The sequence below is a fragment of the Mesorhizobium sp. P2_A8 genome, assembly GCF_056404935.1.
Window position 1 is genome coordinate 63313 of the sequence record NZ_JBFUDB010000006.1, and the last position, 20642, is coordinate 83954.

Consider the following 20642-nt stretch of genomic DNA (forward strand, 5'->3'; position numbering starts at 1 on the left):
CATGGCAGCTGCGACAGCGTCGCGAAGCGGGCTGAGATCGGCATTGCCGCTGCTGGCGCCTGCCTATCTCTGGCTGACGGTGGCAATCTTCCTGCCGCTGTCGGCGATGGTCTTCTTCTCGTTCATGACCGAACTGCCGCTGTCGGGAAAGCCGTGGGCGTTCACGCTCGGCAACTATGCCGCCTTCTTCTCGCAAAGCCTCTATCTCACGCTGCTGCTCGCCTCGTTGCGCCTCGGCCTCGAGGTGACGCTGTGGTGCATCGTCATCGGCTACCCGGCTGCCTATGTGCTGGCCAAGGTGCTGAAGAGCCGCAGCCGCGAGGCGATCTTCCTGCTGGTCATCCTGCCGTTCTGGTCGAACGGGCTTGTGCGCATCTTCTCCTGGGCGATGGTGCTGCGCGAGGGCGGCATCCTCGACACGGCGCTCAACGCGGTGCTGCCGTTCAAGATCAACATCGACCTGATGTATTCCTATCCGGCCGTGATCATCGGACTGGTGCATTCCTACGTGCCTTACATGGTGCTGACCTGCTACCTCACGCTGCAGGCGATCGACGACTCGCTGATCGAGGCCGGACGCTCGCTTGGCGCCTCGCGGCTGCAGGTTTTGAAGCGGGTGATCATCCCGCTCTCCTTGCCCGGATTGGTAGCGGGTGCGGCGCTGATTTTTGTGCCGGTTGTCGGCTCGTTCATGGAACCGCGCATCCTCGGCGGCCGCACTGGCACCTTCTACGGCACGGTCATCGAGGACCAATTCGTGGCGGTGTTCAACTGGCCGCTGGGCGCGGCGCTCTCCTTCATCCTGCTGGCCGTCGTGCTGGTCATCCTGGCGGTGGCCTCGCCGGTGCTCAAGAGGGCTGCTTGATGGCGACGACCCGCATCCTTGAATGGCTCGGCCGCCTCTACATCTGGCTGTTGCTCGCCTTCCTATACCTGCCGATCATCATCATGGCCCTGATGTCGTTCAACGTCTCGCCCTTCTACCAACTGCCGTTCGAATGGACGACAGAATGGTACGCATCGCTGTGGCAGAACGATCAATTGATTGCCGCCACCTGGAACAGTGTCGAGATCGCCATCATCACCACCATCATCTGCACGGTGCTCGGCTCGGCGGCGTCGCTGGCGCTTTATCGCTATGAATTTCGCGGCAAGAAATTCCTGCAGGCGCTGCTGTTTCCTCCGATCGCCATTCCGTGGCTGATCACCGGCACGGCGATGCTGATCTTCTTCTTCGGCATCGGCATCGGCCGCGGCCTGCATGCGATCCTGCTCGGCCATGTCGCGCTGGCGCTGCCCTATGTCATCGTCGTCGTCTCGGCCCGGCTGCAGACCTTTGCGCCGGAACTGGAAGAGGCGGCGCGCTCGCTCGGCGCCAACCAGTGGCAAGTGACGCGGCGCGTCACGCTGCCGTGGATCATGCCCGGCGTCATTGCCGGCGGGCTGTTCGCCTTCGCGGTGTCGTTCGACCAGTTCGTGGTGTCCTATTTCCTGGCGACGCCGGGCCAGACCACGCTGCCGGTCGAAATCTACGCGGCGATCCGCAAAGGTTTCACGCCCGAGATCAATGCGGTCTCGACGATCATCATTGTCGTGTCGATGGCGCTGATGCTGCTCACGGCACGGTTCTTCAAATTCGGCGGAGAGAAGTAGTGGCTGGCGTGCAGGTATCGAATGTCTCGCGCAGCTTTGGTGCGCACAAGGCGCTGAACGACGTCTCCATCGATTTCGCCGATGGCGGCTTCTATGCGCTGCTTGGACCGTCGGGCAGCGGCAAGACCACGCTGCTGCGGCAGATCGCCGGGTTCGACTTTCCCGACAGTGGCCGCATTGCGATCGGTGGCGAGAGCGTCGAGCGGGTGCCGGTCGAGAAGCGGCGCATCGGCATGGTGTTCCAGAACTATGCGCTGTTTCCCAATATGAGCGTTGCCGACAATGTCGCCTTCGGTCTGTCGGTGCGTGGCGAGGCCAAGACGGTGATTGCCGACGAGGTGCAGCGCGCACTCGACCTCGTACAACTCGGCAAGCTGGGTGGCCGACGGCCGCATCAATTGTCCGGCGGCCAGCGCCAGCGCGTTGCGCTGGCGCGGGCCATCGTTACCAAGCCGCGCGTGCTGTTGCTCGACGAGCCGCTCGGCGCGCTCGACAAGGCGTTGCGCGTCGACATGCAGATCGAGTTGAAACGCATCCAGCGCGAGATCGGCATCACCACCATCTTCGTCACCCACGACCAGGAAGAAGCGCTGACGATGAGCGACCGCATCGGCATCTTGCGCGACGGCAGGCTGGTGCAGGAAGGCCCGCCCGAGGAGATCTACGACCGGCCGAAGAGCGAATTCGCCGCCACTTTCCTCGGCGACGCCAACATCTTTCGCGGCGACACGACCGGCGACGGCATCCGGCTGGCGGACGGCACGGCGATCGCCGCGGGTGCTGGCCCCAAGCTTGCCGCCGGCACCAAGGCCAGCTGCGCCGTGCGGCCCGAGCGGATCCGCATCGCCACCGATGCAGGGGCTTCGGATGCCGCGAACGCGAATGTGCTGCGGGGGCAAGTGTCGAAACGCATCTTCGCGGGCAACAACAGCACTTACTTCGTCGAGCGTGCCGGCCAAACGCTCAAGGTCATCGTGCAGAACACCGGCATCGAGCGACTGGCGGAGGGGCAGGACGTGGTGCTGCGCTGGTCGCCGGAGAGCACGGTGCTGATCGCTACAAACTGACACGTGCTGGGTCTTGCCAGACTGTTCGTAATCAGGGACACCATAACCGGGCACGAGCCCGGAGCACATCAATGACGCTGGAATTGACGGCCGAGGACCGATCCATGCTCGACGGCGAGCGCGGCCCGTCCGTAGCCGCCGCGATGAAGATCTTGGCCGCGTTTTCCAATGCGGTCGGGGCGGGCAGCCTGCTCGATATTGCCGGCTCGCATATCGACGGCTGTCTCTACCACGGCAAGGCAGGGCTCGATTTCGTCGAACGGCTGGTCGAGGGCGGCGGCCGTGTGCGGGTGCCGACGACATTGAATGTCGGCTCGTTCGATCTCATCCATCCCGGCATAGTGAAGATGCCAGCGGCGGAAGAGGTGCCGGCGCGGCGGCTGATGAAGGCCCATCTGGAGCTTGGCTGTCAGGCGACGTTCACCTGCGCGCCCTATCAGACGCGGTTCCGACCCGGCTTCGGCGAGCAGATCGCCTGGGGCGAATCCAACGCCATCGTCTTTGCCAATTCGGTCATCGGCGCCCGCACCAACCGCTACGGTGATTTCATCGACCTGTGCTGCGCCATGACCGGGCGCGCGCCGGCCTGGGGGCTGCATCTAAGGGAGAACCGGCGCGGCCGGATCCTGTTCGAGCTGGCCGTTGCCGAGCCGGAACCGAGCGACGGCCTGTTCGTCGGCGTCGGGCTGATCGTCGGGCAAGCGAGCGGCGACCGCATTCCGGTCATTGCAGGCCTGCCGCAGCCGCGCGACGAGGACCAGTTGAAGGCGTTGGGCGCTGCCGCGGCAACCACCGGCGCGGTGGCGTTGTTCCATGCGGTCGGCATCACGCCGGAAGCAAGAACGCTTGAGGAGGCGTTCCAGGGCCATGCGCCGGAAGAGACGATCGGCATCACCCGCGCTGATATCGATCATGCGCTGGCCAGACTGTCGACCGTGCCGGACGGCGCGCCGCTGGCGGCTGTGTCGCTGGGCACGCCGCATTTCTCGCATGAGGAATGGATGCGCCTGTTGCCGTTGCTGCGCGAGGTCGCGCCGCGCAGGCGCATTCCGATCTATGTCAACACTGGGCGCGCGACGCTGACGCGGCTGCAGGAAGAGGGCGCGCTGGCCGGCATGGAGGCTTTCGGCCTGATCCCGGTCGCAGACACCTGCACCTATGTGACCTCGATCCTCGAGCGCCTCGACGGCGTGGTGATGACCAATTCCGGCAAATGGGCGCATTATGCGCCGGGCAATATCGGGGTGTCCGTCGCCTTCGCCGACATGAAGGATTGCATCCGCTCCGCAGCAGTCGGGCATGTTGTGCGGAGCGCCTCATGACGCAGCCAGTGGAAACCAGGGCCGTCGAGCGGTCCGGCGCTTTCCAACTGGCCGGTGAGGCTTCAGGCCAGGCGCTGGTGTTTTCGCAGCCGCTCAGCTTCTGGGGAGGCATCAACGCCGAGACCGGCGACATATCGGATCATTCGCATCCTGGTCTCGGTCAGAATGTCGCCGGCAGGATCCTAGTCCTGCCGAGCGGGCGCGGCTCGTCGTCCTCGTCATCGGTTCTGGCCGAGGCGATCCGCAGGGGAACGGCGCCGGCCGGCATTCTCTTGGAGCGGCCGGACCCGATCCTTGCGGTGGGCGCCATCGTCGCCGAATTCCTCTACGACATCCGCATGCCTCTGGTGGTGTGCGATATCGGCGGCATCGCTTCCGGTGACCGTATCTCGATCAGCCTCAGCGCGGATGGCCGGGCGATCGTCAGCCGATTGCCAGATTGAGTGGACCGGAACTGCGTCCCGCATCTTCGCGTCGCCATTTCGACGGCTCGTTTAGGCGATGAAGCGCAAACACCAACCGGCGCGTTGAAGGCGCCACTGCGAGCAAATCTTTCCTTCGCAAATCGCATTTCTTTCCAGACAGCCCGCGCCCGAACAAACGTGCCGGCTCGGCCTGAAACATTGGCACGATATTCTAAGCCGCGCGGTTGACCGTCAGCGTGCTCTCCAGCCTATAATTCTACTAAATTAATAGACTAACTGCGATCGCTCAAAGCACTCGCATCTTGGCCTGTAGGACCGGTTGAAAAAGGGAGCGCATCGATGCCGAAGACAGAGGCCAACCCGATCGACCTTGGCACCAGGGCCGCCGATTTCCTGCTGCCCGACGCCCATGGCGTGCTGCACCGGCTTGCCGATTTCGATGCCAAGCCGGCCTTGCTCGTCGCCTTCATCTCCAACCGCTGCCCGTTCGTCGTGCTGATCCGCGAGGAGCTCGCCACCTTTGCCAGGGACTATGCCGCCAAGGGGCTTCAGATTGTGGCGATCAACGCTAACGACCATGAGGCGCACCCGGAGGAGACGCTGGCGCGCATCGGCGAAGAGGTGGAAAAATTCGGCTATTCCTTCCCCTATCTCAAGGACGCGTCACAGCAGACGGCAAAGGCCTATGGCGCGGCCTGCACGCCCGACTTCTTCCTGTTTGGCGCCGACCGGCGGCTTGCCTATCACGGCCAGTTCGATGACGCGCGGCCAGGCAACGGCAAGCCGGTAACCGGCACTGATCTGCGCGCGGCGGTCGACACGGTGCTGGAGGGCGGCAGACCGGCCGCCAGCCAAGTGCCGTCGATCGGCTGCAACATCAAATGGAGCGCCGGCAACGAGCCGGTGTGGTTCTCCAGCGCCGCCCGCGCCGCGTAGCGCTGTCACGAACCCAGTCACCGAGTATCCATGCCAAAGCCGCAACGATCCGCTTCCGACGCGCTGCATCTCCAGGCCGATGTGCTGGTGCTGGGCGGCGGTCCGTCGGCGGCCTGGGCGGCTGTCGCGGCGGCCGAGAGCGGGGCCAAGGTGGTGCTGGCCGACAAGGGTTATCTCGGCACCAGCGGCGCCACCGCGCCGTCGAACACCGGCACCTGGTGCGTGCCGCCGGGCGACAACAGGCATGCGGTCGTCGAGCGGCGCTGGCAGCGCACCGGCGAACTCGCCGACCCGCGCTGGATGCTGCGCTGCGTCGATACCGCCTACCGCAACCTGCTGAAACTGTCCGAATGGGGCTATCCCTTCCCGAGCGAGGACGACGGCCGGCTCTACATCGCCAATCTGCGCGGGCCGGACTACATGCGCTTCATGCGCCGCCGCGTGCTCCTCGCCGGCGTTACCGTGCTCGACCATCATCCCGCACTCGAATTGTTGTCGGATGGTGATGCCATCGTCGGGGCCGCCGGTGTCGCCCGGCAGGCTGGCCAGGACTGGCGCGTCGACGCCAATGCCGTGGTGCTGGCGACCGGCGGCTGTGCCTTCCGCGAGCGCATCCTCGGCGCGACCGGCTTGACCGGCGACGGCTACCTGATGGCGGCGGAAGCCGGCGCCAGCCTGTCGGGCATGGAGTTCACCGGCAAGTATACGCTGGCGCCATACGGCTCTTCGCTGAACAAGGGCCTGCCGTTCCGCTGGGCCTCGTTCCATCGCGAGGATAGCTCGCCGATCCTCGGTCCAACCGGCGAGCCGTTGCGCAACGGCATCGGCGATCGGGAGGAAGAGGTGGCGCGCGCGCTGATCGACGGCCCGGTCTATGCGCGGCTCGATCAGGCCGAACCGGCGCTGCAGGGCTGGCTGCGCCAGGGCCAGCCGAATTGTTTCGTGCCCTATGACCGCGCCGGCATCGACCCGTTCACCGAGCTGTTCCGCATCACCTTGCGCGCCGAAGGCACGGTACGCGGCACCGGCGGCATCGACATCGTCTCCGACGACTGCGCCACCGGCGTGCCCGGCCTCTACGTCGCCGGCGACGCCGCCAGCCGCGAGATCATGACCGGCGCGGTGTCCGGCGGCGGCGCCGTCAATTCTTCCTGGGCGCTGGCCAGCGGCTGGTGGGCCGGCAAGGGCGCCTCGACGCATGCCAGGCGCCGGAGCGGCAAGGCCTTCCGCGGCACGGTGCAGCCGCTCGGCCAGGCCGGCCTGCGCCCGGCGGCATCGCTGCGCGCCGACATCTCGGCAGGCGAGGTGATCGAGACGGTGCGCAACGAGGTGACACCGCTCGACAAGAATTTCTTCCGCAGCGGCGAGGGCCTGGAGAAAAGCGGCTTGCGGCTGGAGAGCGTCTGGTGCGACGTGCGCGACCATCTGCGGGGCGAGGGGCTGGATCGGGTCCGCACGCGCGAGGCGGCATCGATCGCGGCTGCCGGGCGCTGGTCGGTGGCCGCCGCGCTGCACCGCACCGAAAGCCGTGGCATGCATCGCCGCACCGATCTGCCGCGCAAGAGCCCGGCCCTGGCGCACCGGCTGGTCATCACCGGCGTCGATGAGTTCCGCATCGCCGGGGCGCCCGAGCGGCTGGCGGAGCTGGCGTCATGATCGAGATCGTCTCGGCGACGCGCTGTGTCGAATGCGACATCTGCGTCAAGGTGTGCCCGGCCAATGTGTTCGACGCGACTGAGAGCGGCGTGCCTGTGATCGCCCGCCAGGACGACTGCCAGACCTGCTTTCTCTGCGAGATCTACTGCCCGACCGACGCGCTTTATGTGGCCGAATTCGCCGAAGGGCCGACCGGCATCACCGAGGCGCAAGCCGAGGCGCGCCAGCTGTTCGGCGGCTATGCCCGCGCGCTCGGCTGGAAGCGCGGCAAGGCCGGCGGCTCGGAATTCGACCCGACGCACCGCATCCGCGTGGCCCAGTGAACCGATCGGAGACAGGCATGGACCGCCCAAACATGGACCGCATCGTCGTCAGCGACATCAGCAAGACCTTCCAACTCAAGCCGGGGCAGTTCGTCACCGTCGATGGCGAGGCGACCGACCGCGTCACCGTGCTCGACGGCGTCGATCTTTCCGTCCGCAAGGGCGAGTTCATCACGCTGGTCGGCCCGAGCGGCTCGGGCAAGTCAGTGCTGCTCGATATCATCGGCGGGCTGACGCAAGCGACCGGCGGCGACGTCCAGCTCGACGGCAGGCGCATCACCAGGCCTGACTCGAAGACCGGCTATGTCTTCCAGCAATACGCGCTGTTTCCCTGGCGCACGGCGCTGGCCAACATCGAATATGCGCTGGAAGTGCGCGGCGTCGCCAAGGCCGAACGCACGGCCACCGCGCGGCATTTGTTGTCGCTGTTCGGCCTTGCCGGCTTCGAGGACCGTTTCCCCAACCAGCTTTCCGGCGGCATGCAGCAACGCGTGGCGATCGCGCGTGCGCTCGCCAGCAATCCGGAAGTGCTGCTGATGGACGAACCGTTCGCGGCACTCGACCAGCAGACGCGCGAGCTCCTGCAAGGCGAGTTGTTGCGGATCTGGGGCAAGATCAAGACGACGGTGATCTTCGTCACACATTCGATCGACGAGGCGATCTTCCTCGCCGACCGGGTGGTGGTGATGACCGCGCGCCCTGGCACGGTGAAGGAGATCATCGACATCGACCTGCCAAGGCCGCGCGACGGCGACATCCGCGCCAGCGCCGAATTCAACGGGTATCGCGCCCGCGTCTGGGACGTGCTGCGCGACGAGGTCAACAAGGCGCAGAAGGACTGGACGCTGTCGCCAGCCTTCAGCCATTGAGGAGCTAGATCCATGGCCTATCTGACCGAAAAGTTTGGCACTGCCGGAGCTCTTCATCTGTTTGCCGGAGCTGGCGAAACGGTGGCCGCCGCGAGAGTGCCGGCCATCAAGGCCTACAGTTCCAAGGCCCGGCGCAAGAGAACGAGCCACGGCACTTTCCTCTATGGCCTGCCGCTGCTCGGCCTGTTCTTCCTGCTCTGGGAGGTCGCGCCACGGCTCGGCTGGCTGAACCGCATCTTCTTCCCGCCGCTGAGCGAGGTGCTGGTCGCCTGGTGGGACCTGCTCGCCTCGGGCGTGCTGATCGAACACATCGGCATCAGCCTGCAGCGCGCGGCGATCGGCTTCGCGCTTGGCGTGATGGTCGCCATTCCCCTCGGGCTGCTGATGGGACGCTATTCGCTGTTCGAGAAGGTCAGTGATCTACTGGTGCAGACACTGCGCAACACCTCGCAATTCGCATTGCTGCCGGTGTTTATCCTGTTGCTTGGCATCGGCGAGGAATCGAAGGTGGCGATCACCTTCTACTCGTCGGTGTTTTTTCTCCTCGTCAACACGATCAGCGGCGTCAAGTCGGTCGATCCACTGCTGATCAAGGCGGCGCGCTCGATGGGCACGTCCGACTTCGATCTGTTCCGAAAAGTCATCCTGCCCGCCAGCATTCCCTCGATTGTCGCCGGCGCACGGCTCGCGGTGAAATCCTCACTGTTCGCCGTCATCGGCGCCGAGATGCTGGCGGCAAAATCCGGCCTCGGCTTCCTCATCCAGAACTCGCAGCTGATGATGGAAACGGCCGACATGTATGCCGGAATTTTGACGCTGACCGTCATCGGGCTGACCGTCAACTACCTGCTCGTCTGGTTCGAACGCTGGGCGACCGCCTGGAAGGGCCAGTCCGAGACCTCGCTCATTTAGCTCATTCATTCATCCAATCAGGAAGGATTTTCCCCATGTCCACCATCTCATTCGACGGATTCCGCCGGCTTCTCCTGAAGGGCGCCATTGCCGTCGTCATCGGCCTTGGCGGCATGCCGGCCTTCGCGCAGGACAAGCCGGAGGTCATCCGCATCGGCAGCACTGCACCCGGGCATCTCAAGTTCGTCCTCGCCCAGAAGGGCGGCTGGTGGGAGAAGGAATTCGCCAAGGACGGCATCAAGGTCGAACTGGTGACCTTCAATGGCGGCTCCGAGGCGACGACCGCGCTGGCGACCGGTGCGATCGAGTTCACCTATACCGGCAACAATCCGGCGCTGCGCGTCGCCGCGTCCGGCGCCGACGTCAAGCTGATCGGCCTGTCGAGCTATGTGAAGGCCGGCGGCTCCTACATCGTCGTCAAGGCCGACTCGCCGCTGAAGACGCTACAGGATCTCAAGGGCAAGAAGGTTGCCTATCTCACCGGCACGGTGCGGCATTCGAATTTCAGCAAGGCGCTGAACAGCGTCGGCCTGACCACCAATGACGTCGAAGGGCTGAACCTGCCTTTCGAGGCGTCCGGCCCGGCGCTGCTGCGCGGCGACATCGACGCCATCGTCGAGACCGATTCGACCGCGGCCAAGCTGGTCGACACCGGCGAGGCGCGCGTGCTCTTCGACACCGGCACCCATCCGGAATGGAACGTGCCTAACGTCATCTCGGTCAATGGCGCCTTCGCGGCGAAATACCCCGATCTCGTCAAGCGGCTGCTGAAGGTCGACATCGAGATTTCGCGCTGGGCCGACGCACATCCCGAGGAGACGATCAAGATTTTTGTCGAGGCGACCAAGTCGTCGGAAAAATCCGTCCGCAAGACCTATGCCGACGGCGTATTCCACCAGGATCCGAAACTCACCGACGATGCGATCGCCGCGTTGCAGGGCGAGGAAAAATTCATGGCCGGTGCCGGGCTTTTGAAGCGCTCGATCGACTACGGCAAATGGGTCGACAAGAGCTTTGTCGACGCTGCGGCCGCGGAAGTCGCCGCCGTCCAGTAGACCAGAAGCTCCGATGGGGCGGGCCTTCGCCGTGCCGCCCCGCTTGTCCAACCCGTCAGATTTCCGGGATATTCTCCTTGAAGATCACCTGCAGCCTTGGCTGGTGCAATTCATAGGGCAGTCCCCTGACCGCATGGGTCAAGGTGTTGAGCGCCTCACGGGCCTCGACGCGCGGGTTCTGGTCGATGACCGCGTCGAGCGTGCCATCGAGCAGAAGGTCCTTGGTGCCGTCGGTCACCTCATGGCCGAGGAAGACCATGGACTGCGCGCGACCGCGTTCCTTGAGCGCGCGCGCGATGCCGGTGTTGCCGGCGCCGACATTGTAGATCGCGGCAAGGTCGGGGTGCCGTTCCAGCAGCGCCGACGCCTCCGAATAGGCCTTTTCGCGGTCGTCGAGCATTTCGCGCATCTCGACGATCTGCAGATTGGGCGATTCTTCCATCAGGATATGGCGGAATCCCATCTCGCGCTCCTCGTGGCCGCGATAGGACAGCGAGCCGGCGAACAGCGCCACCTTGCCCGGACGCCCCGATCCCATGAAGCGGTTGAGCAGATAGCCGGCAAGCCGCCCGGCGGCGCGGTTGTCTATCCCGATATAGGCAACCCTCGGCACATGCAGGATGTCGGAGGCGATGGTCACCACCTTGATGTCGTTGGCCGACAGCGAGCGGATCGCCTCGCGCACCGTCGGATGGTCGAGTGCGATGACGCCGACGCCTTGCGTGTGTCCGCGCAATTCCTGCAGCAGGCGGGCGAGGCCGTCCGGGTTGAAACCTTCGATGGTGGCGATGTGCACATCGAGGTCGGGCCGTGACTGCGCCTGCGCCTCGATCTGCCGGTGCAGCATCTTGATGAAGGAATTGGTGCCGGCCGGAAGCGCGAAGTCGAGCCGGATGACATCGCCGGGCAAATGCCGCGGCGGCGCCCCGTTCGGGCTTTCGGCGATGTAGCCGAGCCGCTGCGCCATTTCGAGCACGATTTCACGCGTGCGCGCCCGCACGCCGGAGCGATTGTTGAGCACTCGGTCGACCGTGGCGGCCGAGACACCGGCTTCCCGGGCTATGTCAGTCAAGGTGGACCGCACTGTCTTTCATCTCCTGCATGCGTCAGGTCGGCTGGCGACGGCTTCTGTGTCATCCGCGATTCTGATGGGAAATGATGTATCCGCCCTTGGCCGATGCGCAAGCCGCCGGGCTAAATCAAATCGTCGGGCAGGGCTGCGCAGAGCTGGCAAGATTGATTTTCCCTCAAATCGAGGCACCTGGAGCGATGTATGGATCCCGGTATGACGCATCTCTCTGCCCTATTTGCAATATTGTGATGTGTTTTGAGTATTTATGATGTTGACAGCCTTGCCATGCTGCCGTCAATATCCTTCATCGGGTCGTGGAGGAAACGTGGCCCTGAGGAGGAGTTCAATGTCTGACTTGATCCGCATGTCGCGGCGCCGCTTGCTGGCGTCCGGAGGAAAAGCGGCCGTGATCATGGCCGCCGCTGGTATTGCACCGAAATTCATTCGTCCGAGCCGCGCCTATGCGGCCGACGCGCTGGCGCCAGGCATGATCGGCGGCCCGACGGGCTTCGATGGAGCCGAGCACTACCAGTATGGCGCCGACACGCCGGAAGGCCGCGCCATCGAGGCGGCGAAGGCGCTGAAGGGTTCCGGCAAGGCGCCGGCCAAGATCGTGCTTGGCCTGTCGGACGGTTCGATCGGCCAGCTAACGCAGCCGTTCCCGGCCGGCGCGCCGTCGATCAAGGATCTTTGGGAAAAGGAAACCGGCATTCCGATCGAAATCGTCGGCCTGCCGAATGGCCAGGAATTCACCAAGACGATGCAGGACATCTCCACCAAGGGTGGGGCGTACGACATCTACTCGACGGAATGGAACCGCCTCGGCGACCTCGCCGAAACCGGCGGGATCGCCAAGCTCGACGACTTTGTCGCGCAGTACAAGCCCGAGTGGGACGATCCGGTCACCGGCTATGTCAACGGCGCCAAGGGCGTGTCGCTGCTCAACAAATATCGCGGCTCGAACTATGGCGTGTCGCTGGACGGAGACTTCCAGACCTGGGTCTACCGCACCGACCTGTTCGGCGACGAGGCCGAGAAGAAGGCCTTCAAGGACAAGTATGGCTACGATCTGGCGCCGCCGAAGACCTGGAAGCAGCATGGCGACATCGCCGCCTTCTTCCAGCGCCCGGACAAGGGCCTGTTTGGCTCGACCGACCTGCGCAACCAGGGCTGGGGCTACACCAACTGGTACCAGCGCTATGTCTCGATGGCCTCGCCGAACCAGTTCCTGTTTGGCGATGACGGCAAGCCGCTGATCAATTCGGAGCAAGGCATCGCCGCCACCAACGAATATATCGCATCGTTGTCGCATCATTCGCCGGATGCGATCTCGTGGGGCTGGCCTGAGCAGTATGGCAATTTCGCCAAGGGTGGTGCGGCGATGACCTGCGCCTTCTCCAACCTGCCGAAATTCCTCGACAATGCCGGCAACAAGGATTCAGCTGTCACCGGCAAGATCGGTTCAATGCTGCCGCCCGGACGCGAGATAGACGGCAAGCTGATCAGCCGTTCCGTCCTCTGGTTCTCGCTGACCGGCATGGTCTCGTCACAGTCGAAGAACCAGGAAGTCGCCTATCTCTTGCTGCAATGGCTGGGCTCCGCCCGCATCTACGCCTGGATGAGCGCCAATCCCGGCGGTTATCTGGATCCGTTCCGGCTTTCGGATTTCTCCGATCCGCTGGTGCGCCAGACCTACCATGCCTACCACATGGACATTGTGCGCGAGACGGTGGCGCGGACGGTGCCGACCATCAATTATCCCGGCGCGACAGCCTTCCACAATGCGCTGGACGAGAACCTCATGGCGGCACTGACCAAGGCCAAGACCGCCGATCAGGCGATGGCCGACACCGAAGCCGAGTGGAAGAAGATCGCCCGGCGCACCGGCGAGGACAAGCTGCTCGAAGCCATCAAGTCCAACAAGGAGGCCTGGCCGACAGTTCTCGATCCAATCGCCTGATCCTTCTCCCAGGATCACATCGAAGGAGGGGAGGAGCTTGCTTCTCCCCTCCGCCCGCAACGCCACCAGCAAAGCCGCCAGATGAAGCGTTCCATGCCTTTCGAGATATTCCGCTACGCCGCGATCTTCGCGGCCATGGCGGTGACGCTGGTGCCGATCCTGTGGATGGTGTCGATGGCCTTCAAGCCGATCGCCGAATGGTCGGCGACGGGTGCCGACCTGACATGGTGGCCGAAGAACCCGACGCTCAGCAATTTCCGTTTCGTCTTCGGCGAATCCACCAACAATCTGATCGTCGCGCTCGACCGCACAGCGCTGAAGCCGATCGCCTCGTCGCTCTTGTCGGCGGTGTTCGGCACGGTGATCGCGATGTCGGCGGGCACGGCCGCCGCCTACGGCCTGTCACGTTTCGGCTCGGGCCAGAACTTGCCGCTGGCGCTGATCCAGCTCAGGCTGTTTCCGCCGATGGCGGTCATGATCCCGGTGATGATCATGTGGGCCTTCCTCAATTTCACCGACAGCTGGTGGGGGCTGTCGCTGATCTACGGCATCGTCACCTTGCCTTTCGCCTTCTGGCTGATGAAGACCTTCTTCGACGACATGCCGCGCGAAATCGAGGAGGCCGCACTTGTCGAAGGCTGTTCGCGGCTGCGCGTCTTCACCCGCATCACGCTGCCGATGATGCGCGCGCCGCTCGCCAGCGCCGCACTGTTCGTCTTCATCCTCAATTGGTCGGACTATCTGATCGCGCTGCTTCTGACGACGCGCGAATGGGTGACGATCCCGGTCTACATGGCTTCGCTGTCGTCCTCGATGACCGGGCAGCTCTATGGCGCCAAGGCAGCCCTTGGCCTCATCGCCGCCGTGCCGCCCGTCATCATGGGCATTGCCATCCAGCGCCATCTGGTGCGCGGGCTGACTTTCGGGGCGCTCAAGCAATGAGCGCGGTGATGGCCACGATTACAGAGGACGCGATGAAAACCGTCCAGGCAAGACCGGTCCTGCGCGACGAAGGGGCAAGGCTCGGCTTCCGGCTGACGCTGCCGGCGCAGATCCTCGTGCTGTTCATCTCGGCCTTCCCGCTGTTGATGCAGCTCTACATCAGCGTCACCGACTGGTCGCCGCTGTCGGGTCTTGGCTGGTGGAACGCCTGGTCGCTGTGGAACAGCTTCGCCAACTACACCGACCTTGCCGCCGATGCGCGCTTCTGGAGCGCCCTGCAGCGTACGGCCATCGTCATGATCGTCTGCGTGCCGGCGGAATTCCTGCTCGGGCTGGCGCTGGCGACGCTGTTTGCCGACGATTTCCCCGGCAAACGCATCTTCTACTCGATCCTGCTGATGCCGATGATGGTGGTGCCGGCGGTGGCCGGCTACATGTTCTTCATGCTGTTCCAGTCGGGCGGACCGGTGAACGACATATTGTCGTCGCTTACCGGCTCTCCCGTCACCATCGCCTGGCTCTCGGATCCGACGCTGGCGCTGTTTGCCGTCATGGTCGCCGACATCTGGCAGTGGACGCCGCTGATGTTCCTCATCCTGCTTGCCGGCCTGGTCGGCGTGCCCGAGGACCAGATCAAGGCGGCGACGCTGCTCGGCGCCAATCCGTGGCAGCGCTTCGTCACCATCGTGCTGCCGAAGATGAAGACGATCATCATTATCGCGCTGGCGATCAGGGTGATCGAGAACTTCAAGATCTTCGATACGCTCTACATCATGACCGGCGGCGGCCCCGGCGTCGCCACCGAAACCATCTCCGTCTACATCTACAAGCTCACCACGCAGGACCTGATCTGGGGCTATGTGGCGGCGATCGCGCTGGCCATATTGATCGTGCTCTCCATCGTCGCGGTGTTGGCCATGAAGCGCATGGCGCGGTCGCGCGAGGTGCCGGTATGAGTGCCATCCACCTGCAGAGCCTGGTCAAGAAGTTCGGCGACTTCACGGCGCTGAAGACGATGGATCTTGCCATATCGGACGGCGAGTTCATGGCGCTGCTTGGGCCGTCGGGCTGCGGCAAGTCGACGACGATGAACATGATCGCCGGCATGGAGGAGCCGACCGGCGGCAAGATCCTGTTCGGCGAGCGTGACATGGCCGGCGTGCCGATGGGCAGGCGCGGCGTCGGTTTCGTCTTCCAGAACTATGCCATTTTCACGCATATGACGGTGCGCCAGAACCTCGCCTACGGGCCGAAGATGCGTGGTGCGGCGAAGGCCGAGATCGATCGCCGCGTCGGCGCCATTGCCGAGATGCTGCAGCTGACGCCGCTGCTCGACCGCAAGGCCGATCGGCTGTCGGTCAACATATTGCAGCGGGTGGCGATCGGCCGCTCGGCGATCATGGAGCCGGCGATCTTCCTGCTCGACGAGCCGCTTTCCAATGTCGACGCCGCTTTCCGGGCCGTCATGCGCACCGAACTGAAGCAGTTGCAGCGACAGTTCCGCCAGACGATGGTGTATGTCACTCACGATCAGCTCGAGGCGATGACCATGGCCGACCGCATCGCTGTCATGGATCATGGCGTGCTGCAGCAGGTCGGCACGCCGCTCGAGGTTTATAACGATCCGGCCAATGTCTTCGTCGCCCGCTTCATCGGCGCGCCGGGCATGAACCTGCTCAAGGGCAGTCCAACGGAGAGCGACCGTGGGCTGGTCGTCGATCTCGGGCCGCTGGGCGTCACGCCGCCGCTGCCGGACGCGCTCGCGGCGGCCTTGCGCGGCGCGCGCGGCGAGGTGCTTTACGGATTTCGGCCCGAACAGGCGTCCCTGGTGCAAAACGGGCGGGGTCTCGCCATGCCGGTAAGCTTCGTCGAACGGATCGGTGCGCGCACCATCGTCCATCTCGGCGAGGGCGAAAGCGCGGTAAAGACGGTGTTCGACAATGATGTCGGACTGGCGATCGGCGACACCGCCGTCGTCGCGCCCGCCGCGTCGTCGGTGCGTGTCTTCGACGCCGCTACCGGCCTTGCGATCAAGGCAGGTTGAGATGGCCGATATCGTCTTTCGCAATGTGACCAAGCGCTACGGCAAGACACTCGCCGTCGATGACGCCTCGTTCACGGTCAACGACAACGAGTTCTTCTGCTTCTTCGGTCCGCCGCTGTCGGGCAAGTCGACAATTCTGCGCCTGGTGCTCGGGCTGGAGACGCCTGACACCGGAGAAATCCTGATCGGCGGCAAGCCGGTCAACATGGTGTCGCCGGCCGAACGCAACGTGGCGATGGTGTTCCAGAACCTGGCGCTGTTTCCGCATATGAGCGCGCTCGACAATGTCCGCTTCCCCCTGGTCGAACGCCGGGTCGCCGAGCTGGAGATCAAAAGGCGGGTCGCCGACGTCGCGGCAAAGCTGCATATCGGTCATATCCTGCACAAGCCGCCGGCGCAGCTTTCGGGTGGCGAGCGGCAGCGTGTGGCGATTGCCCGGGCGCTGGTGCGCGATCCCAATGCCTATCTGATGGACGATCCGATCTCGGCGCTCGACGCCAGGCTGCGCGAGGAGACGCGCGTCGAGCTGAAGCGGATCCAGCGCGAGCTCGGCAAGACGCTGATCTATGTCACGCACGACCAGGAAGAGGCGATGTCGGTCGCCGACCGCATCGCCATCCTCGAGGACGGCAGCATCAGGCAGATCGGCGCACCGGCCGAAATCTACGACCGCCCGGCCAGCACCTATGTGGCGCGGCTGCTCGGCTCGCCGATGATGAACATCCTCAGATCGGCGCGCGGCCAGGACGGTGTCGAAGCGGCCGAAGGCACGATCCGCATTGCCGACAAGGCTGCTCCCGCCGATGCCGTCGAGATCGGGCTCAGGCCGGAAGATATCAAGGTTGGACCGTGGGCTGGCGGGGGCTCGGGCCGCCCGGCGCGGGTGTTCGAGGTTGAGCCGCTTGGCGGCTACACCGTGGTGACGCTCGCTGCCGGGCAGGCGCGGCTGAAGGCATTGCTGCGCGGCCAGCCTGACATCAGGCCCGATGCCATGGTGGCGATATCCTGCGAGCCGGCCCGCGTGCATTATTTCGGGCAAAGCGGGGCAGCGCTGGCAAAATGACGGCAGCCGCAAGAAAAGACCTTCGGGAGGATCAGATGGCAGACAATGGCTTCGAGCCGGACGTGAAGGTGCGCACGAAAGAATACAGGATCGGCTGCGTCGGTGCCGGCATGATCATGGCCGAGTGCCATCTCGCCGCCTACAAGGAAGCCGGCTTCCCTGTGGTGGCGATCGCCTCTCGCACCAGGGCCAGCGCCGAGAAAGTCGCCGAGCGCTGGGGCATCCCGACCGTCCATGACACGCCGGAAAAGCTGATCGAGGATACAAATGTCGAGATCATCGATCTTGCCTTTCCGCCCGACCAGCAACCGGCTCTGATCCGCCACGCGCTGAAGCAGAAGCACATCATGGCGATCCTGGCGCAGAAGCCATTGGCGCTCTCGGTCGAGGAAGCGGTCAAGCTGCGCGATGAGGCGGCGAAGGCGGGCAAGATTCTCTCGGTCAACCAGAACATGCGCTATGACCAGTCGATGCGGGTGTTGAAGCAGATCATCGAGAGCGGCGCGCTGGGCGACATCGTCTTCGCGCAGATCGACATGCACGCCATTCCGCACTGGCAGAGCTTCCTCGAGGACTACGACCGGCTGACGCTCGCCAATATGAGCGTGCACCATCTCGACGTACTGCGCTTCCTGTTCGGCGACCCGGATGAGATCACGACGCTGACCCGCAAGGATCCACGCACGAAATTCGACCATTCGGACGGCATCACCGTGTCGACGCTGCGCTTTCCGTCCGGCGTGCTCGCCGTGTCGCTGGAAGATGTCTGGTCCGGCCCGCGCCAGGACGACTACAAGGACGACCAGCACATCAACTGGCGCGTCGACGGCACCAAGGGTGTCGCCAAGGGCAGCATTGGCTGGCCAACTGGCGCTGCCTCGACGCTGACCTATGCTTCGACCGAGACAACCGGCGGCGCGTGGGTGACGCCGCGTTGGGACACGATGTGGTTCCCGCATGCCTTCATCGGCGTGATGGAGCAGCTGCAGCACGCGGTGAAGACCGGCACGCCGCCGGCGCTTTCCGTCGCCGACAACGTCAAGACCATGGCGCTGGTCGAGGCGGGCTACCGCTCGATCGACGAAGGCCGCACGGTCAGGCTTTCCGAAATCGCCGTCTGATCACCACAACCGAATCACCAGTCAACTGAATCGCTTACAGGGAGGAATTCACATCATGATGCAGGCAGGTATTTTCACGGGCTATTTCCCGTATGGTCTCGAAGAGACGGCGAAGAAGATCCGCGGGCTCGATTTCAACACGGTGCAGCTTGACCTGCATTTCAGGGATGTCGACCTGTCGGCCGGACAGATCACCAAGGACAAGGCCAAGAAAGTCCGCGACACGTTTCGCGAACACAATCTGCCGATCTGCTGCGTGTCGGGCTACACCAACATCATCCATCCGGACAAGGCCGAGCGCGACAAGCGTGTCGGCTACCTCAAGGAGATCATCCGCAACGCCCGCCATTTCGGCAGCCCCTACGTGATCTCGGAAACCGGCACCTACAACACCGAATCCGACTGGGTGCATCACCCGAAGAACAAGACCGAGGAAGGTTTCGAGGAATGCCGCAAGGTGGTCGCCGACCTCGCGCAGACGGCCTATGACCACGGCGCGGTCTTCCTGCTCGAAACCTATGTCAACAACGTCGTCGGCTCGGTCGAGGAAACGGTGAGGATGTTCGCCCAGGTCGATCATCCCGGCCTCGGCCTGCTGATGGACCCGACCAACTATTTCGAGACGCACAACATCGACAGGATGGACCAGATCCTGAACCAGGTGTTCGACACACTGACCGACAAGATCAAGATCGCCCACGCCAAGGACGTCAAGCGTTCGGGCAGCGACAAATCCGAAAAGCACGCCGATATCGGCGATGACAACGCCATGGAAAGCCACACATTCCGCGGTGTTGGCGAGATCGAGCTGCCGGCGCCCGGCCTCGGCTCGCTGAACTACGATCTCTATCTCCAGCGGCTGGCCGAAAAGCATCCGAACATCCCTGTCATCATCGAGCATCTGGCCGAAGACGACGTGCCGCGCGCCAAGAAATTCCTCGACGGGAAGTTCCGCGCCAACGGCCTGTGATGGTCACCGCGCGCCGCCGGTTGAAGGGACGACAGTGAAGTGAAGAAGCGGCCGTGACATGGTAGAACTCTACGGCAAGACGCTGTCGCGACGGCAGGTCCGAGAACGCTCGGGCATGCTGTCGCAATTCGCCGGCGTGCGGCTGATGACACTCGGCGACGGTGTGGAACGCGGCATACGCATGCTGGAGTTCCGCACCGGCTCGGGCCTGCGCTTCACCGCGCTGGTCGACCGGGCACTCGATATCGCCGACTGCGACTTCAAGGGCCAGGCGATCGGTTGGCATTCGCCGAGCGGTTTTCGCAACCCCGGTCTGCACGAGCATGAGGGGGAAGGGGGGCTGGGCTGGGCTCGGTCGTTCTCCGGTCTGCTGGTGACGTGCGGTCTCGACCACATATTGGGTCGGGAAGAAGTGCCGGCCGAAAACTACAACTACCCAGGCAAGAAGACCGTGGTCCATTCGCTGCATGGCCGCGTCGGCACCATTCCGGCCAGGCTGACCGGCTATGGCGAGACCTGGGACGGCGACCGCTGCGTGCTGTGGGCCGAAGGCATGGTCCAGCAGTCGGCGGTGTTCGGCGAGGATCTGCATCTCCTGCGGCGCATCGAGGCCGATGTCGGCGGCAACGAGATCCGGCTCTTCGACCGTGTCGTCAATCACGGCTTCAACCGCACGCCGCATATGTATTTCTACCACGTCAATGTCAGCAATCCCTTGCTCGACGAAGGCTCGCGCTATCTGGCGCCGATCCGGGATGTCGTCTGGGCCGGCCATGGCGGCGAGCGCTACCGTGCGCAGAAAGTCGGTTACCGCACGGTGCCGGCGCCGCAATTGGGTTTCAGCGAGCAGGTCTGGCAGCACGAGATGGCGGCCGATGCCAATGGCGACGTGCCCGTGGCTGTGGTCAACGATCAGCTCGGGCTTGGCTTTGAAGTGGTGACGCGCAAGGACCAGCTGCCTTGCGCCTACCAATGGCAGAATTTCCAGGCGGGGCAGTATGCGCTGGGCATCGAGCCCTCGACGCATCATGTGCTCGGCAATCTCGCCGCGCGCGAACGCAGCGAAATGATCTGGCTGGAGCATGGCGACAGCCGCTCCTATGATGTGGTGTTTCGCGTTCTCGACGGCGCCGGCGCGATCGCCGCATGCGAGCAGCGGATCGCCGCGACCGCCATGCAGCCGCAAGAGGATTACCCGATGCCGTCGGGCGTTTTTGCGATGCTCGGGGGCAGAGGTCAATGACGGGCGCGC

General features: G+C 64.1%; 20 protein-coding genes. 19 read left to right on the plus strand and 1 reads right to left on the minus strand.

All coding sequences use genetic code 11. From position 1 onward, the window contains the following. The first annotated feature begins 1 nt into the window (after position 1). From AC1D10_RS18485 to AC1D10_RS18535, 11 genes are all read left to right on the plus strand, one after another. On the plus strand, positions 2–865 hold the full coding sequence (locus AC1D10_RS18485; protein ID WP_477274296.1) for an ABC transporter permease: 864 nt from the start codon (positions 2–4) through the stop codon (positions 863–865). After that, the gene (locus AC1D10_RS18490; RefSeq protein ID WP_477274298.1) at positions 865–1653 is read left to right on the plus strand and encodes an ABC transporter permease; all 789 of its coding nucleotides are present in this window, start codon (positions 865–867) and stop codon (positions 1651–1653) included. The genes AC1D10_RS18485 and AC1D10_RS18490 overlap by 1 nt, the downstream gene beginning before the upstream one ends. Next, positions 1653–2720 (plus strand): ABC transporter ATP-binding protein, encoded by a 1068-nt coding sequence (locus AC1D10_RS18495; protein ID WP_477274300.1) that lies wholly within the window; start codon positions 1653–1655, stop codon positions 2718–2720. The genes AC1D10_RS18490 and AC1D10_RS18495 overlap by 1 nt, the downstream gene beginning before the upstream one ends. Positions 2721–2791: 71 nt before the next feature. Beyond that, positions 2792–4042, plus strand: coding sequence for an aconitase X (locus tag AC1D10_RS18500; RefSeq protein ID WP_477274302.1), 1251 nt, complete (start codon positions 2792–2794; stop codon positions 4040–4042). Further along, positions 4039–4485 (plus strand): aconitase X swivel domain-containing protein, encoded by a 447-nt coding sequence (locus AC1D10_RS18505; protein WP_477274304.1) that lies wholly within the window; start codon positions 4039–4041, stop codon positions 4483–4485. The genes AC1D10_RS18500 and AC1D10_RS18505 overlap by 4 nt, the downstream gene beginning before the upstream one ends. A gap of 321 nt (positions 4486–4806) precedes the next feature. Next, positions 4807–5403: a thioredoxin family protein gene (locus tag AC1D10_RS18510; protein WP_477274306.1), complete on the plus strand. Its 597-nt coding sequence runs from the start codon at positions 4807–4809 to the stop codon at positions 5401–5403. 30 nt (positions 5404–5433) lie between these two features. After that, positions 5434–7059 (plus strand): FAD-binding protein, encoded by a 1626-nt coding sequence (locus AC1D10_RS18515; protein ID WP_477274308.1) that lies wholly within the window; start codon positions 5434–5436, stop codon positions 7057–7059. After that, positions 7056–7382 carry a 4Fe-4S dicluster domain-containing protein gene (locus AC1D10_RS18520; RefSeq protein ID WP_477274310.1) on the plus strand — a complete coding sequence of 109 codons (327 nt, stop codon included), beginning with the start codon at positions 7056–7058 and terminating at the stop codon, positions 7380–7382. The genes AC1D10_RS18515 and AC1D10_RS18520 overlap by 4 nt, the downstream gene beginning before the upstream one ends. Positions 7383–7414: 32 nt before the next feature. Next, positions 7415–8251: an ABC transporter ATP-binding protein gene (locus tag AC1D10_RS18525; RefSeq protein WP_477274997.1), complete on the plus strand. Its 837-nt coding sequence runs from the start codon at positions 7415–7417 to the stop codon at positions 8249–8251. Between the two features lie 12 nt (positions 8252–8263). After that, complete coding sequence (locus tag AC1D10_RS18530) at positions 8264–9163, plus strand: ABC transporter permease (protein WP_477274312.1); 900 nt, start codon at positions 8264–8266, stop codon at positions 9161–9163. Positions 9164–9198: 35 nt separating this feature from the next. After that, a complete protein-coding gene (locus AC1D10_RS18535) occupies positions 9199–10218 on the plus strand; it encodes an aliphatic sulfonate ABC transporter substrate-binding protein (protein WP_477274314.1) in 1020 nt (339 codons plus the stop codon). 55 nt (positions 10219–10273) lie between these two features. Here the strand turns inward: AC1D10_RS18535 and AC1D10_RS18540 are convergent, their stop codons facing one another. Then, a complete protein-coding gene (locus AC1D10_RS18540; protein ID WP_477274316.1) occupies positions 10274–11302 on the minus strand; it encodes a LacI family DNA-binding transcriptional regulator in 1029 nt (342 codons plus the stop codon). Between the two features lie 334 nt (positions 11303–11636). On the opposite strand from AC1D10_RS18540, the gene AC1D10_RS18545 reads away from it, so the two are divergent. The 8 genes from AC1D10_RS18545 (at position 11637) to AC1D10_RS18580 (ending at position 20633) form a co-directional block, all read left to right on the plus strand. Further along, the gene (locus AC1D10_RS18545) at positions 11637–13250 is read left to right on the plus strand and encodes an extracellular solute-binding protein (RefSeq protein WP_477274318.1); all 1614 of its coding nucleotides are present in this window, start codon (positions 11637–11639) and stop codon (positions 13248–13250) included. 93 nt (positions 13251–13343) lie between these two features. Continuing rightward, positions 13344–14192 (plus strand): carbohydrate ABC transporter permease, encoded by an 849-nt coding sequence (locus tag AC1D10_RS18550; RefSeq protein ID WP_477274320.1) that lies wholly within the window; start codon positions 13344–13346, stop codon positions 14190–14192. Further along, positions 14189–15148, plus strand: a complete 960-nt coding sequence (locus tag AC1D10_RS18555; protein ID WP_477274322.1) for a carbohydrate ABC transporter permease — start codon at positions 14189–14191, stop codon at positions 15146–15148. Before AC1D10_RS18550 ends, AC1D10_RS18555 begins: the two co-directional genes overlap by 4 nt. Further along, positions 15145–16236: an ABC transporter ATP-binding protein gene (locus AC1D10_RS18560; protein WP_477274324.1), complete on the plus strand. Its 1092-nt coding sequence runs from the start codon at positions 15145–15147 to the stop codon at positions 16234–16236. Before AC1D10_RS18555 ends, AC1D10_RS18560 begins: the two co-directional genes overlap by 4 nt. A gap of 1 nt (position 16237) precedes the next feature. Then, a complete protein-coding gene (locus AC1D10_RS18565) occupies positions 16238–17299 on the plus strand; it encodes an ABC transporter ATP-binding protein (protein WP_477274326.1) in 1062 nt (353 codons plus the stop codon). Between the two features lie 35 nt (positions 17300–17334). Beyond that, a complete protein-coding gene (locus AC1D10_RS18570; RefSeq protein WP_477274328.1) occupies positions 17335–18420 on the plus strand; it encodes a Gfo/Idh/MocA family protein in 1086 nt (361 codons plus the stop codon). 55 nt (positions 18421–18475) lie between these two features. Beyond that, positions 18476–19390, plus strand: coding sequence for a sugar phosphate isomerase/epimerase family protein (locus AC1D10_RS18575; protein WP_477274330.1), 915 nt, complete (start codon positions 18476–18478; stop codon positions 19388–19390). A gap of 58 nt (positions 19391–19448) precedes the next feature. Beyond that, positions 19449–20633, plus strand: coding sequence for an aldose 1-epimerase family protein (locus tag AC1D10_RS18580; RefSeq protein ID WP_477274332.1), 1185 nt, complete (start codon positions 19449–19451; stop codon positions 20631–20633). Positions 20634–20642: the final 9 nt, after the last annotated feature.